The organism is Francisella salina, assembly GCF_000219045.1.
Classification (GTDB): domain Bacteria; phylum Pseudomonadota; class Gammaproteobacteria; order Francisellales; family Francisellaceae; genus Francisella; species Francisella salimarina.
In genome coordinates, this window is record NC_015696.1 from 1,401,314 (window position 1) to 1,417,073 (window position 15,760).

Here is a 15,760-nt window from a genome sequence, read left to right on the forward strand (position 1 = left end):
TCTTTTATTTAGTTTTACCATGGAAAACTTCCTAAATAGTCTGGTATATATTTTAGAGGCAAATACAATTTTGTTTATATGCCAAGCTTTTACCATTTTTGTAGTCTTAAAACTAATTGTTGACAAAAAATCACCATCAAATATATTAGCTTGGCTATTAGCTATACTTTTTATTCCTTACGTTGCGATCCCATTCTTTTTTATTTTTCAGCGTAAGGATAAGCGTAAATTTTGGCAAAAAAATGCTATGAGTATGGATGATACCGAATCATTTGATAAATCATGTATATATCAAAATAGTTGTCAGGACTTACCTGTTAGTGTTATTAGAACATTCTCAAATCTTGAGTTGCCTACTCTAACTATGAAAAACTCGTTTGATATTTATACTGATGGAACAAAGTCATTTGAAGTATTTATAGAGGCTATAAAATCAGCCAAACATAGTATTTATATTCAAACATATATTATCAAAAATGATACAACATCAAAGCTTGTAGTAAGAGCATTAGAACAAAAAGCTGCTGAGGGTTTAGATATTAAAATATTAATAGATTCATTAGGATCATTTTATGTTTATCGTCATAACAAAAGAGTATTTAAGAATCTAAGAAAGCTAGGCGCTAAAGTAGTGTTTTTTATGCCTATAATATCTAATCCTTTGCGTAATTATATAAATTATCGTAATCATCGTAAAATATTCATTTTTGATAATAAAACAGCTTTTAGTGGTGGAATAAATATAGGTGATGAATATATGTCACCGACTAAGCATAATGGAATGTGGAGTGATTTATTGTTCAAAATTGAAGGAGAATCTGTAGTCCACTTTCTAAAAGTTTTTTGTTCAGACTGGCACTTTGCAACATCAGAAGAACTAAACTTCAAAATTGAAAGTCAAATCACAACTGAGTGTTTCGCTCAGGTAATACCTTCTGGTCCAGATATGCATAAAAATCAGCTTTATGCTGGATTAATTACTGCCATAAACTCTGCTCAACATAGGTTATGGATTATAACACCATACCTAATCCCATCACTTGATTTATTACAATCAATACTATTAGCAAAATGTCGTGGAATAGATGTAAAAGTAATCACACCTAAAAACTCTGACCATAAAATAATTAATCGAGCTAGATCTAGTTATATTAGAGATTTACTCGAATGTAACATAGACGTATATTTTACTGAAAACATGCTACATGCAAAGGCTGTACTTGTTGACTCTAACATAGCTATCTTAGGTTCAGTAAATTTAGATAATCGTAGTCTATTTTTGAACTATGAAATAGCAACTTTTATATACTCACCTAAGCAAGTTAAGAAATTATATACATGGGCAGAAACTGTAATAGAGGGCTCAACACAGGATGCATCTCACCTACCAACGAAACGCACAAGTTTAATCGTTGAAAGTATAATGAAGATATTGACACCATTAATGTAAGCTACCCAGAAAATCAGGGCTGTGTTACAATCTAGCTTAATAATTTGTTATCACCATATAAATAAATGGAAAATTTCTTACTACATTTACTATACATCCTTGAAGCAAACATCATTTTATTTGTATGTCAGGCATTTACAATATTAATTGTTCTAAAATTAATAGTCGATAAGAAGTCTGCTTCTAATATAATAGCCTGGTTATTAGCTATACTTTTTATTCCGTATGTAGCTATACCTTTTTTCTTTATATTCCAACGCAAAGATAAGCGTAGCTTTTGGCAAAAGGAAAATATGGATATTAACGAATCAGGCTTACAATCATTTTGTATTAATGATAGTGATAGTTGCAAAAATTTGCCGATAGAAACAATAAATGTTTTTACAAATATGGATCTACCAACCTTAACAAGTAGAAACTCTTTTGAGATGTATACTAACGGGGTTGAGTCATTCGAAGCTTTTATGGAAGCGATTGAAGCTGCTAAGAAAAATATCTACATTCAAACATATGTATTTAAAAATGACACAACATCTAAACTTGTAATCAGTGCCCTAGAAAAAAAAGCTACTGAAGGTGTTGAAGTTAAAATGATGATAGATTCTTTAGGATCATTCTATATATATCGTCACAATAGAAAAATCTTTAAAAACTTACGTAAATTAGGTGCTCAAGTTGTATTTTTTATGCCGGTAATATCAAATCCACTTCGTAACTATATTAACTATAGAAATCATCGTAAAATATATATTTTTGATAATCAAACTGTATTTAGTGGCGGTATGAATATAGGTGATGAATATATGTCGCCAATTGAGCATGAAGGAATGTGGGATGATATTTTATTTAAAATCCAAGGAGATTCATTAGCATATTTTCTTAAAGTTTTTTGCTCAGACTGGCACTTTGCTACAAGTGAAGAGCTTGAATTTAAAATTGAAAACACTATTTCTCAGGAAGGTTTTGTTCAAGTAATACCTTCAGGACCAGACTTACAGGAAGATCAACTATATTCTGGTCTTATTACAGCTATTAATTCAGCCAAAGAAAAGCTCTGGATAATAACTCCATATCTAATACCATCTGCTGAACTATACCACTCAATTATACTAGCAAAAAAGAAAGGCATAGATGTCAAAATTATTACACCTAAAAAATCTAATCATCAATTAGCTGATCGTGCTAGAGCTAGTTATATAAGAGATTTTCTAGCAAATGATATTGATGTTCATTTTACAAAGAATATGATCCATGCAAAAGCCGTGTTAATAGATAATAATATCGCTATGCTTGGTTCTGTTAATTTAGATAATCGTAGCTTATTTTTGAATTATGAAATTGCTACTTTTTTGTATAGTAAGAACGATGTAGAAAAAATATATCAGTGGGCTGATAAAATATTAGCTGATTCTACTCAAAGCACACAGCATATGGCCACAAGTAGAGGTAGCCTGATCGCAGAAAGTATTCTTAAAATACTCACTCCGTTAATGTAACCGTAAATCATAACACTTATTTGCTATCTTTAAAATAGACTTTTGTTGATATTTTTTTATTTGATAAAAACTAGTTAATCTCTTGAATTTGTAAATTATTATATCCTTGTTTTTGATTTATTTTAGTTAAACCAAGGAGATATACTATTATGCAAAAACTTAAAGCCACATCGAAAGCATTGTTAATACTAGGATTAGGTACAACAGTATTGACATCATGTTCAAATGATGATGACAAAAGCAATGTTGATCCATTAGAACTTTATACAAAAGTTACTCAGCTTGAAGCAGCTTTTGATGAGCAGTATGGCGATACATTCAAATTACCCCAAAATGCTAAACAATGTACTACAAACATTACCAAAAATTCGGATGTATTTAAGTATATGGATAGCAAAACAGGTTATGATTATACAGATAACTCTCAATATGCCCAAACCGCAAAAAAATTAGTAGATAGTTTAAATAATCTAATGTACGAATTTAAAGATATTGGCTTTATTAAGGCTATAGAGAAAAGTGGTAAACACCCTGCTATTATGTTCGATATTGATAATACTCTTGAATTAACGTCTTTTAATGATGATTACGATAGCAAAGGTACCAAACCAACTCCATATATTACTGAATTTGTAAAAAAACAATGTTCTAAAAATGGGGTTGATTGCTATTTTATAACTGCTAGATATTGTAATACTGCCTCAGCAACTATTACTGCAAAATGGCTAAAAAATAATCTCAATCTTACAGATGATCAGATTAATAAATATGTATTTTTGTCAGGTTCAATTGAAAATAGCCTTTGTGCGTCTGGTGCAAATGATAAAGTCGCTTATAAAGATTCATTTAGACAAGCCCTATCAGAACAAAGAAATGTATATTGGTTGATGTCTATTGGTGATCAAATGACTGATTGGTACGGCTCTCATAGTGGTTTAAAAGTCAAATTCCCAAATCAACTATTCCAAAGTAATATAGTACCTAATAACTATGATAACCCTAGCAACTGTATGTTGATGACTGTTACTGCTCCTACTCAAAGTTGCTATAATAAAATTAAATCAGGAATATTAGAGCATGGTACAATTAATTATTGTAAGAATTTCAAAGATAATAAATATTATAGTGGTAATTAGAGTCTAAATTATTGTTAATTTCTAAGTCCAAATAGCGACTATTGCCATAATTGCAAAGCCAATAATTACAAAACTATATTGCTTTGTATTACAACAGTCTTTAACAAGTACAGATCTATCTAAACCATGTAAAGTTCCCATATATATAAAAGTACCTGCTGCTATAGCAGTAAATGTAGGCTCAACAAATGGATTTGAAACGTAGTTATGTGCAGCTTGTCCAAATAATATTCCTAATGGTGTCATAAAAACAAATATTATAAATAGGATTATCCTTGCTAAAAATCTTAGGCTTGTCTTATTAATACTTATAGCTAAAGCAAAACTTGCTGCCCATTTATGAGTAATAATTGCTAGAAATATTACTAATGCGACACTTAACTGTTCTAATAAACCTAATGCTGCACCTTCAAAGAAACTATGAATAGATAACATTATTGTTGCCATTATAGCCATAAAAGATAGATTGCCTTTATTGCTCTTTGATAGTGCTCCACCTATATGTTCTAACAACAAAAAGAGTAAAATAGTTATCCCTGCTATCAAAAATGGAAATGGGTAGTCTATATTTAGTTCTGAAAAATCCCCAGCTGAATCACTTAGCATATGAATTAGACCAGCACCTAAAAATACACCACTTGCCAAAGCATCACCTATTGGGAAGTGAAATCCCTCAGGATTATTTGCTTTCTTTACAAAAGGAAATATACCAGAAATTGCCGTTACGAATAAAATCACAAGCAGAATTGTTAATTGAAAGTTACTCATTTTTAAGCCTCTTCATCATCTGATTCAAACCAAGCAGGAAATGGATCTGCTAAATCGGTATATTTTTCTGGATTATCCCAGTAGTCATTTATTAAGCAATCATCTAGAGCCGCTTTTATTTGCTCATCTTTCATCTTATCTTTTAGACCAATAAATACTATCTCTTGTCTTCTATCACCACTGATATCATTCCATCTATCTTTCAGCATCTGTTGAAATTCTGGAGTATTTGGCCATTGTTCTTTATCCATACTAGCCCACCACATGCCCATACCTTGATGCCTTACTAAAGCACCAGCTTGAGAAATTTCACCAACATAATCTGGTCTTGTAGCTAGCCAAAAGAATCCCTTTGCTCTAACTACGCCTGGCCACTCTACATTGTCAAAAAAGTTTTTTATCTTAACCGGATCAAAAGGGTTTATTGAATGATAAACAAATGATCTAATACCATACTCTTCTGTTTCTGGTACATGCTCTTTGAAGTTATAAAGTTCTTTGCTCCACAATGGATGATTTTCAGCTTCTTCTAGATCAAATTTATTAGTGTTTACAACCTTATTAATATCAACTTTTGAGAAGTCAGTTTCTATAATCTCAGCATCAACATTTAGTCCTTTAATTATAGATTTGATAGTATCTTTGTCTTTAGCTGAACAATTATCAACTTTGTTTAAAATGATTACATTTGCAAATTCTATTTGCTCAACCATAAGGTCAACTATTGCTCGGTCATCTTCTTCCCCTAAGCTTTCATCAGTATTTTTTAGATACTCTGAAGAGCTATAGTGATTCATAAAATTAACACTATCAACTACTGTAACCATTGTATCTATATAAGCAACATCTGCAAGACTCATGCCCTCTTCATCTCTAAACTCAAAAGTTGTCGCAACAGGTAGTGGTTCTGAGATACCAGTACTTTCAATAATTAAATAATCATATTTTTGTGATTTTGCTAACTGCTCTACTTCTATTAGCAAATCTTCACGTAGTGTACAGCAAATACAGCCATTACTAAGCTCAACCATCTTTGCTTCAGTTTTTGAGATATGTGAATCATGATTTTTGATTAGCTCAGCATCAATATTTATTTCATTCATGTCATTAACAATCATAGCAATTTTTAAATCATTACTATTATTGAGAATATTACTTAATAAAGTAGTCTTACCAGCCCCTAGAAAGCCAGATAAAACAGTAACAGGTAATTTTTTCATATAGAGTTTTCATGTAGTTAAAGTTTGATTGATATAATACATAACTACATAATATGTTACAATATAACAGTTTATTAAATAATAAGATGAGTTATACTTTGTCGAGTAAATTAAATAAAATTTGACTTCTATTAATGAGTAAAAGTATACAAATAGCTAAAAATTTCTGTGAAAAGAATAAATACAGATTTACTAAACCTCGAGAACAAGTGCTCCAAACTATTTATAATCAAAACACTCCGCTAAGTGCTTATGATATTTTAGAGATTCTTTCAGCAAAAAAACAAACAAATCCCCCTACTGTATATAGAGCAATAGATTTTTGGTTAAAACATGGTTTTATCCATAGGATAGAAAGTCAAAATTGTTATGTAAAATGTAAAGAAAATCACAAGCATCAAGGTTTTGAAGTATTTGTTTGCCAAAATTGTGGTTTTGTTGATGAATCACATTTTTGTAATCTAGACATATTTAAAGAGTTTCAAAAACTTACCCCTTATCAAGTTGATAGTTGGAATCTTGAGTTAAGAGGATTATGCGATAAATGTCTCAATAAAGGTTAGTGTAATATTAGTTTTATAGAACTAAATTAATTATAATTTCAACTTGCTCTAAGATTATTGATACATCTAAAATTTTAGCAGTAAAAAGGAATTATCATGAAATTTCTATATTATAAGTATAATAATGATATTTATCCATGTATCTTATCAAAAGACATTTTATACAATGTTAAAGATTTCGTATCAGATATTTCACCCCAAAATATTGTCAAACTTACCTCTATAATAAGCAATATTAATATAAATACTTTACCTGTATTAACAAAAAACATAAACGAAAATAATATAACTAACTGCATTAAACAGTTGCTATAGGAATGAATTATTTAGATTATTTAGAGCGAGTCAATTTTCTTGGTGGACCTAAAATTAAACCAACTAATTTTATATTTTTTCAGAAACCTTCAAATAGTATTACAGGACCTTACGATCCTATATATCCCCAAAAACTGTAATAAACTAGATTATGAAAACGAACTTGCTGTTATTATTAGTAAACCCGCGAAGAATATCAAAGTATCTGATGCCTATGAATACATATTTGGATATTGTATAGCTAATGATGCTTCTGAAAGAGGACTACAATTTCAACAACCTGGGCAATATAATATGGGTAAAAGCTGTGACTCTTTCTGTCCACTAGGGCCTTATCTCGTTAGCAAAGATGAGATTAACCCAGATAATCTTTACATAAAAACTAAAGTAAATAATCAAATCATGCAAAATGGTTCAACTAAAACAATGATTTTTAAAATCCCAACATTAATAGCTAAATTAAGTGAGTATTTTACCTTAGAAGCTGGAGATGTTATTTTAACAGGAACTCCTAAGGGAGTTCAGCTTGAAAATGAAATTCTTGGATTAGAAACTAGTTATTTACAAGAAAACGATGTCCTTGAATTAGAAATAGAGGGTTTGGGAGTACAAAGGAACTTAATTTTGAAAGGCTGAAATATATTAGACATAAAATAACATAACTAATAGACAAATAATTTTGTGAGCTTTTATAGTCAGTACTTTTAGTTGTAATACTTGTATAATCTAAGCCAAGCCAAGAGCTATACAATATGTTATAACGAAATCCACCACCATATTGAAGAGCATTATTATTTGTACTCTGATAAAGTTGAGAATAGTCTAAATAAGTTATAAAACTTTTCTCAAATAAGTTCCAGGTATAACTTCCTTGTATTGACCATGACCCAACCATATCACCAGAGTTTAAAAAGTTATCATAAATATATTGAGAGTCTGGTCTAATAGACCCAAAGAAAGGAACTCCTGAGATCTTATTTGAACTAATTGCTGAAGAGTAGTTAACACCACTAACACCTTTATCTGTAACAGCTCCTTCAAGAAAAAAGTTAAAATCAGATATAGCCGCAACATAATGAGCATCAAATATCCCAACCCTACCATTAGTAGTTGAATTAAACCCTGAAGAGTTTGTATATGATATACCAAAGTATTGATAATCTCCTTCGGTAGACATTTTATATGTATATTTAGCATTTAATGTATAACCTATTCCCCCCTTACTATCAGCATTTGTAGTTCCAAAATAGCCTTTTGTATTTGAATTAAGTATAACTGCATTTAAGAGAATACTATCTGTAGCATACGATAAGTTCGCATTTCCACCTGATTGCATGAAATACAATCGAGTAAGAGTAGATACGAAGTTTGATACAATATCAAAATTACCAAACATAACTACATCATTTGCTATATAGCCAAAAACATTACTTTCAGATAAGTCTCCTACTGTTACATACCATGAATATGGGATTACATGCGTTCCTGCTCCATCGTTATATATAGTTAAGCTACCAAATGCACTAACCCACTTAGATAGTGTAGAAGCAACATACCCATCTATAAAATATGAAAAGTCTTTTGTTGTACCTTGATTATGTATTGCATGAAGTCTATTCCAATCTATAAATGCAGCTTTACCACCAGTATAAATATACCCATCCTCAAGTAACCCATCTTTTCTAGATTGCATCATAAATAAGGGATGTCCAGTACGTTTAAGTGGATTTAACATTGCATGAGAAAATACTTCATTAACCCTAAATCCATTAAAAGATTTATATTTAAGATAAGATGTATTTAATTGACTATTTATTAGATCATCATAGGTATAAGTTTCGATCTGATTGAGTTTGCTTTTATTTAGTGATTCTCCATACTGCATCGTGACATTGTCTACAGTTTCTGTCAAATCTGAAGAATAATTTTTTTGCTGTATTTTTATTGAGTCATCAGAATATCCTTTTATAACAAAAATAAAAGATAAAATAGAAACAGCGACTTTATGCATTAGACAATCCTATTTCTGAAATAGTTATGTCAACTATTAACTAACCATTATAATCAAGATAATAATCAAAAATGCAAAGTATATGATATTTTGTATGGCAGGTGCTATTTTAGCCGATAACCTAGTTCCAATTGGTGCTCCAATTAAGGATCCGCAGATAATACCTATAGCCGCAGGTAAATATACATATCCAAGACAAAAATGAGGTAATGATATCTCTGAAAAACCTGTAACAATATACGTTAAAGCACCCAGTAGTGCAATAAATGGAGTAACAGCAGCAGCTATTGCTGCAGCTTGTCCCATTGTGAAATTTTTATGTTTTAAAAATGGGACAATCATTACACTAGAACCAATTCCAAGAAGTACAGCTATAGCACCAGTAAAACTTCCATATATAATAGATAATATATTATTTGGTTCTATTCTTTGACTAGCTCTACCGTCCTTTTTCTTTTTAGAAAATGATTTAGCCGCCCATTTAATAACAGTATAAATCAAGAATATAATAAAAAATATTTTTAATATCTTACTCGATAAGAAACTCGCAAGTATCGCACCTAAAATAGCACTAATTATTACCCCAATTTTTATAGGGATAGCTACCTTCCATATTATATTTTTAGCTTTGTGGTGAGAATACGTTGTAATAGTAGATGTAAATATCATTACGAAAAGAGATGTAGCAACTGCTATATGCATAGCATTAGCACTAAAACTTGGCTCATATACTGATACAAATACCATCATAAGTGGCACTACAGTTAACCCTCCACCAAGCCCAAAAAGCCCTGAAAGAATACCAACTATAATACCAGTAATTATAAAACAAACAGCTAGAAATAACATTTACTCATCCTTTAGAGTATGCCTATGTTATTTCATTCTAACATAGAATTAAACTCTTTGTTCTGCGCCAAACTTATTTATTAAAATAGATAAAGCAGAATCTACAGCTTGATTTATAATTATATCATCTAAAGTTTTATCATTATCTTGGAAAAGCATACTTAAAGCTATGCTCTTTCTTGCATTTTCTTCAGACTCATAGATATCAAAAATATTTACATCTTTTAGTATACTTATATTAAGGTCATTTATAGTTTTGATAATATCTCCAGCAAGTACAGATTTATCAACTAAGAATGATATATCTCTTGATACAGACGGATATTTAGAAATTTTCTCAAAACTAGGTATTTTTTTGTTAGTTAAAACAGCTAAGTCTAACTCAAATACTACTGGTGCTTTGGCTTTGATTTGGAATGTTTTTAAAACAGATGGATGAATCACACCAATTACACCAATCTTTTCACCATTTGCTAGTATATAAGCTGACTGACCTGGATGAAGCCAATTAACATCATCACAAACTTCAAAGCTTAGGTTTTTAACATCTACACATAATCCTTCGATATCTGCTTTAACATCAAAGAAATCAATCTTTTTAGTATTTGACCAGTTTAGATTTAGAAGCTCTCCATAAGCTAAACCAGCTAATCTATCAAATTGAATTCTTTGAGTATTCTCTAGTTTAAAACAAGCACCCTTCTCAAAAATCCTAATTCTATTTTGCTGACGTGCTGTATTTGCTTTAAAAGAATTAATCAATCCAGGTATCAAAGATTGTCTCATTACAGATAAATCTTGCGAGATTGGATTTTTGATAGCTATGCCCTTTTCTTCAAAGAAGAACTCATCAAACTTAGGATCTATAAAACTATAATTAATAGCCTCATGATAGCCTCTATCAACTAATCTAGCACTTAGAGTATCTTGAGATTGTTTAGTCTCGGAGATATTAATTTTAGAAGCTTGGTACTTAGGCATAGTCTCAGGTAAGTTTGAATAACCATATACACGAGCAACTTCTTCTATTAGATCTTCTGGTATTTCCATATCAAAACGATATGATGGTGAGATCACCTCTAGGCAGCACTCTTCAATTTTTGTAACTTGCATGTGTAAGTTTGTAAGAACTTCAGCTACATACTCAATAGTAAACTGTGTGCCTAAAACTCTATTGAGTTTATTGATACATAGATTGATAGGTGTAATTTTTTCTACATATTCAGAATCTTCTACACCAGATATAGGCGCTACTTCACCACCAGCAATTTCTACTATTAAATTAATAGCTAACTGCATCGCATCCTGTGGTAGCTTAGTATCCACACCTCTTTCAAATCTATGTGAAGAATCAGTATGTAAGTTATATTTACGCGCTTTACCCGCAATCTTTTCTGGTACAAAATGAGCACTTTCTAAGAAAATGTTAGTAGTAGCATCTGTAATTGATGAATCTAAACCACCCATCACACCAGCTATTGCAAGAGCTTTTTTATCATCTGCGATTACTAGAGTATCTGATTGTAATTTAACTTGTGTTTCATCTAACAGAGTTAGCTTCTCATTATCATTTGCATAACGAACATTAATACCACCTTCTAGTTTATCCAAATCAAAAGCATGCATCGGCTGACCAGTTAGTAACATCACATAATTTGTCACATCAACAAAAAATGAAATACTACCCACACCACTTCTTCTTAGCTTCTCAACCATCCATAGTGGAGTTTGAGCTTTGTTATTTACATTTTTGATAATACAGCCTAGATAAGATTTACAAGCGTCATTAGCTAATATTTGTACATCTTTTGTTTCTTCCAATGAAACGTCTGTCGCTTTTATTTCAATGTCTTTAAGTTGTGTTTTTGTAAGAGCTGATACTTCGCGAGCAATACCATAGACACTTAGACAGTCTGCTCTATTTGGGGTTAAATCAACTTCGATAATATTATCATCTAAATTTAGATACTCATTCATATCTTTGCCTACTGGAGCATCTGCTGGTAGATCCATCAAACCATCAGCCTTCTCAGCTAGACCAAGCTCTTCTTCTGAGCACATCATCCCAAAAGATTCTTGCCCACGAAGTTTTGATTTCTTGATTTTAAAATTACCAGGTAAAACTGCACCAATTTTTGCAACTGGAGCTTTCATACCCTCATAAATATTTTTAGCGCCACAAACTATAGTTAGTAGTTCTTCTTCTGCTACATCTACACTACATATATTTAGTTTATCAGCATCTGGATGTTTGTTGATAGTTTTGATTTGCCCTACTACGACACCTGTTACTTTTTCAGCAACTACTGGCTCAATCGCATCAACTTCTAAACCAGCTAAAGTTAAAGTATCTGCTAGATTTTGGCTATCTTGAGTATCATCTAGATATTCATTTAACCAATTATGTGAAAATTTCATTTATAAACCTCAATAATAAAAATTAAAACTGTTTCAAAAATCTTAGATCATTTTCAAAGAACATTCTCAAATCATCAATACCATATCTAAGCATAGCGAGTCTCTCGACACCCATACCAAAAGCAAAACCTTGGTATTTATCAGTATCAACATTACCAGCTTTTAGGACTTTTGGATGCACCATGCCACAACCTAGCACCTCCAACCAACCAGTATGCTTACATACTCTACAACCTTTACCATCACACATTACACACTCCATATCTGCCTCTGCTGATGGCTCTGTGAATGGAAAATATGAAGGTCTAAATCTTACTTTTAAATCTTTTTCAAAGAATGAATTTAAAAATGCGTGTAAAAGCCCTTTTAAATCAGCAAAAGAAACATCTGTATCAACCAATAAGCCTTCTACTTGATTAAACATTGGAGTATGAGTAATATCAGAATCACAACGGTATACTCTACCCGGAGCTATAATCCTAATAGGTGGTTCTTGCTTTTCCATGGTGCGAATCTGAACACCTGATGTATGAGTTCTAAGTACATGAGTATCATCAATATAAAAAGTATCATGCATAGCTCGAGCTGGATGATGTGATGGTATGTTTAGAGTCTCAAAATTATAATAGTCACTCTCAATCTCAGGACCAACCTCCACTGCAAAACCATTTTGTTTAAAAAATGCTTCGATACGATTAAGTGTTTTTGTTACAGGATGTAGTGAACCTTGATTTTGTCCTACTCCTTTTAATGTAACATCAATTTTTTCACTTGCTAATTTTTCATTTAATTCTGCTTCTTCAAATTTTGCTAGTTTTTCATTAATAGCATTTTGTAATGCTTGCTTTGCAATATTTACTGCTTGACCAAGCTTTGGTTTTTCTTCATTTGGCAATGTCGCTATCAGCTTCATCATACCAGTTAACTCACCCTTTTTACCAAGATACTTTACTCGAATATCATCTAGAGACTTTTTATCACTGACAAGATTTAACTCTTCAAGAGCCTGATCTCTCATTTGATCAACTATTTGCATACTAATCCTTTATTTAAAAACTTGCAGATATTATAGACAAAAAAGATTTTTATTAAAATGTGGTAAGACAAACAATTTAAGAGTTTTAGTTAGTTTTTTTATTTAAGCCATATTTACTAATTATAAAAGCACCGACAACACTTATTATTCCACCAATTATTGATATATATGCTTCTGTCTCTCCTAAAAAGATCCAACCTAAGAATAAAGAAATAATAGGCATAAAATATAACGAGCTAATAGCCACTGTTGCAGGAATATTTCTAAAAGCATATCCCCAAAATAAATAACCTAATGCTCCAGGAAATACTCCTATATAGATAACAACAAAGATACTTGTAAAATTTGCAGTAGATAATTCTGTATAAGCATCATTAGAGTATATCATTAACATAATCGTGCCAAACCAAATACAATATGTAATAGCTTCAATTGGGTGAAATTTTATAAATAAACTTTTCTGGAAAACCGAATAAATAGCACCTGAAAAACAGGCTCCATAAACTAAGCAAATACCAATAAATTCAAATGAGGTATCATTCTTTGAACAAAAAATTACTGCGGCACCTATGATAGCTAAAATAAATCCAAAAATACCATATCTATTAATTTTTTCACCCCAGAATATAAATGTAAATACAGCTACAATTATGGGAGCTTGTGCTATGATAAAATTAGCACTAGATGCCGTAATTCTAGATTCTCCAGAATTTAACAGTACGTTATATGCAAAAAAACCAAAGAAGCCTAAAATAGCAAATCTCAACAAATCCTTAAAACTAGGCCTAGCTTTATCTTTTTGTCTAAAAAATATTATAAGCATAACAATACTAGCTATAGCATATCTGGCTAATGATAAGCCTCCAGCACTAAATCCATTTAACATCAAATAACGGATTCCAATAAAAGCTGTTGACCACATTGTTATAGTGAGTAGTAACAATATTAATGCCTTTTTAGCAGAAAGTTGATTATGCATCATTATTAATTGGTTGATATTATTTAATCTTGAATCATTTTATTAAGTTTTTTGCCAATTACAAAAGCAATTATTGCAAAAACTATCGCGACTAAGGAAACATAACCGAATAACTCTTGATATTTATGGAAACTACTTATAGTCATCTGAGTATCAAAACCTTTTGACTCATCATACTGTATACCACTTGTAACTGCTTGAGCAATTGTTGTACCAATCTTAATACCAATAGCTGATGTTATAAACCATGTTCCCATAGCAAAGCCTGTGATTCTTTGTGGTAGAAGCTTAGCCATTAAAGACAATCCTAGGGCTGAAATCAATAACTCACCAGCTGAGAAAAACACTGTTATAGCTAAAACTTCCCAAAGTATACTGACTTTAGATGTGGGATCGTTGATTATACATGCTAAAAACATACTGCCATATGCTAAACCACAGAATAAGATTCCTAAGGCAAATTTAAATGGTAAGCTAAAATCTTTTGCTCCTAGCTTTGTATATATAAAAGCTAATATAGGTGATAATATAATCACACCAGCAGTATTCAAAACTCCAGGTATACTCTGAGGATTGACACTATAACCAAATAAATCCAAATTAACATGATGCACGTTAAACAGGAAAAATGACGTTGATTTTTGCTGATATATTATAAAAAATAATACTGCATACACTAATAAAACAATCGCCGCGACTATCTTTTTTCTTGAACTAGGATCTTTTTCAACATAAATTTGAAAAGCAAAGACTCCAAAAATGAGTCCCGCTCCAAACCATAATATGTAGTTTATAGTATCATTGGCTTGTAATATTATGCTAAGTCCCATTATAGCGATAATGAATATCAAAACTATAAGAATAGTTTTTAGATATCCCATGTTTTTAAAGTCTACTTCATTACCAATATTTTTGATACTAGAGTAGCTCAATATACTATTCAATATACCTATCGCAAAACCTACAGAACACACACCATATGCAACAGTATAACCATATTTAGTTGCTAAAACTGGTATCAAAAGAGACGCGGATAATGATCCTAAATTTATCGACATATAAAAATATGTATAAACAGAATCTAATTTTAGTTTATCGGTATATATTCTAGATATTAAGTTTGTAGGTGCCGGTTTAAACAATGAAGACCCAACAATAATACAAGCCAAACTTATATAAACATAATTATCTATACTCACAAAATAAGGACTTAACGCTAAGCTAAAATATCCAATCAGAAGAAAAAAACCTCCTAAAAACATGGTTCTTTTTATGCCAAAAATTTTATCTGCGACATATCCACCAATAGCATTAAAAACATATGTTAATGAAGCAAAGCCCCCAAATAGAAGTACAGCTTGTTTTTCTGTAAAATCAAAACCATACTGGCTCATAAAAAACAAAATAGCAGTATAGCTAAACCCGTAGTAACCAAATCTTTCAAAAAATTCGAAAAAACATAACAAAAAAAATGAATTTTGTTTTCTAATATTCATCAACTTTATATCCAAGATAATTT

General features: G+C 31.0%; 14 protein-coding genes. 6 read left to right on the plus strand and 8 right to left on the minus strand.

All coding sequences use genetic code 11. The features are described from left to right. Window positions 1-19 precede the first annotated feature (19 nt). The 3 genes from cls (F7308_RS06870) to F7308_RS06880 all read left to right on the plus strand — a co-directional run bounded on the left by cls (F7308_RS06870) (window position 20) and on the right by F7308_RS06880 (window position 4,082). Complete coding sequence (gene cls, locus F7308_RS06870; RefSeq protein WP_013923132.1) at window positions 20-1,450, plus strand: cardiolipin synthase; 1,431 nt, start codon at window positions 20-22, stop codon at window positions 1,448-1,450. Window positions 1,451-1,515: 65 nt separating this feature from the next. After that, window positions 1,516-2,946 carry a cardiolipin synthase gene (cls, locus tag F7308_RS06875; RefSeq protein ID WP_013923133.1) on the plus strand — a complete coding sequence of 477 codons (1,431 nt, stop codon included), beginning with the start codon at window positions 1,516-1,518 and terminating at the stop codon, window positions 2,944-2,946. A 149-nt stretch (window positions 2,947-3,095) separates the two neighbouring features. Continuing rightward, entirely contained in the window at window positions 3,096-4,082 is a 987-nt protein-coding gene (locus tag F7308_RS06880; RefSeq protein ID WP_013923134.1) for an HAD family acid phosphatase, read from the plus strand. Between the two features lie 21 nt (window positions 4,083-4,103). Here the strand turns inward: F7308_RS06880 and F7308_RS06885 are convergent, their stop codons facing one another. Then, the gene (locus tag F7308_RS06885; protein ID WP_013923135.1) at window positions 4,104-4,850 is read right to left on the minus strand and encodes a ZIP family metal transporter; all 747 of its coding nucleotides are present in this window, start codon (window positions 4,848-4,850) and stop codon (window positions 4,104-4,106) included. Window positions 4,851-4,852: 2 nt separating this feature from the next. Beyond that, window positions 4,853-6,070, minus strand: a complete 1,218-nt coding sequence (locus F7308_RS06890) for a GTP-binding protein (protein ID WP_013923136.1) — start codon at window positions 6,068-6,070, stop codon at window positions 4,853-4,855. 134 nt (window positions 6,071-6,204) lie between these two features. On the opposite strand from F7308_RS06890, the gene F7308_RS06895 reads away from it, so the two are divergent. From F7308_RS06895 to F7308_RS06900, 3 genes are all read left to right on the plus strand, one after another. Continuing rightward, the gene (locus F7308_RS06895) at window positions 6,205-6,633 is read left to right on the plus strand and encodes a Fur family transcriptional regulator (protein WP_013923137.1); all 429 of its coding nucleotides are present in this window, start codon (window positions 6,205-6,207) and stop codon (window positions 6,631-6,633) included. Window positions 6,634-6,729: 96 nt separating this feature from the next. Beyond that, the gene (locus tag F7308_RS10315; RefSeq protein ID WP_232215342.1) at window positions 6,730-6,948 is read left to right on the plus strand and encodes a hypothetical protein; all 219 of its coding nucleotides are present in this window, start codon (window positions 6,730-6,732) and stop codon (window positions 6,946-6,948) included. 42 nt (window positions 6,949-6,990) lie between these two features. Continuing rightward, window positions 6,991-7,584 carry a fumarylacetoacetate hydrolase family protein gene (locus F7308_RS06900; RefSeq protein ID WP_041263749.1) on the plus strand — a complete coding sequence of 198 codons (594 nt, stop codon included), beginning with the start codon at window positions 6,991-6,993 and terminating at the stop codon, window positions 7,582-7,584. Here F7308_RS06900 and F7308_RS10320 read toward each other — a convergent pair. The 6 genes from F7308_RS10320 to F7308_RS06930 form a co-directional block, all read right to left on the minus strand. Further along, window positions 7,502-8,959: a hypothetical protein gene (locus F7308_RS10320; RefSeq protein WP_013923140.1), complete on the minus strand. Its 1,458-nt coding sequence runs from the start codon at window positions 8,957-8,959 to the stop codon at window positions 7,502-7,504. The two genes, F7308_RS06900 and F7308_RS10320, sit on opposite strands and share 83 nt — an antisense overlap. A 36-nt stretch (window positions 8,960-8,995) precedes the next feature. Then, window positions 8,996-9,808, minus strand: coding sequence for a sulfite exporter TauE/SafE family protein (locus F7308_RS06910; protein WP_013923141.1), 813 nt, complete (start codon window positions 9,806-9,808; stop codon window positions 8,996-8,998). Between the two features lie 48 nt (window positions 9,809-9,856). Then, the gene (gene pheT / locus F7308_RS06915) at window positions 9,857-12,226 is read right to left on the minus strand and encodes a phenylalanine--tRNA ligase subunit beta (RefSeq protein WP_013923142.1); all 2,370 of its coding nucleotides are present in this window, start codon (window positions 12,224-12,226) and stop codon (window positions 9,857-9,859) included. A 22-nt stretch (window positions 12,227-12,248) separates the two neighbouring features. Continuing rightward, window positions 12,249-13,262 carry a phenylalanine--tRNA ligase subunit alpha gene (pheS, locus tag F7308_RS06920; RefSeq protein ID WP_013923143.1) on the minus strand — a complete coding sequence of 338 codons (1,014 nt, stop codon included), beginning with the start codon at window positions 13,260-13,262 and terminating at the stop codon, window positions 12,249-12,251. An 85-nt stretch (window positions 13,263-13,347) separates the two neighbouring features. Then, a complete protein-coding gene (locus F7308_RS06925) occupies window positions 13,348-14,241 on the minus strand; it encodes a DMT family transporter (protein ID WP_041263946.1) in 894 nt (297 codons plus the stop codon). Window positions 14,242-14,264: 23 nt separating this feature from the next. Further along, on the minus strand, window positions 14,265-15,740 hold the full coding sequence (locus F7308_RS06930) for a peptide MFS transporter (protein WP_041263751.1): 1,476 nt from the start codon (window positions 15,738-15,740) through the stop codon (window positions 14,265-14,267). Between the last annotated feature and the right edge of the window lie 20 nt (window positions 15,741-15,760).